This window comes from Actinomadura sp. B10D3 (genome assembly GCF_039871695.1).
Taxonomy (GTDB): domain Bacteria; phylum Actinomycetota; class Actinomycetes; order Streptosporangiales; family Streptosporangiaceae; genus Spirillospora; species Spirillospora madurae.
In genome coordinates, this window is the sequence record NZ_JBDPLY010000105.1 from 1 (window position 1) to 639 (window position 639).

Sequence of the window (639 nt, forward strand, 5' to 3'; positions counted from 1 at the left end):
AGTCTGGTTGCCGACTCCCCGAGGCATATCGCAGGCTCCCACGTCCTTCATCGGCTCCTGATGCCAAGGCATCCACCGTATGCCCTTAAAAACTTGAACACACAAAACGATCAAAACAAATCGCAGATAAGAGACACAACCCCCAAAAGGAGATCACGCCTCTCACCAGAGATGCTCGCGTCCACTGTGCAGTTCTCAAAAAACAACCGGGCCCACCAAAACCACACCCCCGTCAAGGAATGTGGTCCTGGTCCCGCAATCCAGAGGTCACCCGGGCTCGCGCCCGTTCCCTCAGGACCCAACAGCGTGTCCAACCCACCACCCGCCCGACACCGCCGTTCCCACTCCCCCATCCAGGATCCGAGGACCCCTGGGGGCGGTACTTGCCGGCTCACACGAGCGGTGAGCTGAGTAACCAGTGCTCCACATCTATGAGCAGCCACCTGACGAACGTGCGTCGTCAACGGTGGCCACCGACCATGACCCCTCACAGGTGAGGCGGCCTGGCCAGCTGTGCTCCTTAGAAAGGAGGTGATCCAGCCGCACCTTCCGGTACGGCTACCTTGTTACGACTTCGTCCCAATCGCCGGCCCCACCTTCGACCGCTCCCCCCACAAGGGTTGGGCCACGGGCTTCGGG

The 639-nt window shown here is 61.0% G+C and carries 2 rRNA genes; both read right to left on the reverse strand.

From position 1 onward, the window contains the following. Positions 1 to 99, reverse strand: a 23S ribosomal RNA gene (locus tag ABGB11_RS42455); the annotation flags it as partial. Positions 100 to 524: 425 nt separating this feature from the next. After that, a 16S ribosomal RNA gene (locus tag ABGB11_RS42460) occupies positions 525 to 639 on the reverse strand; the annotation flags it as partial.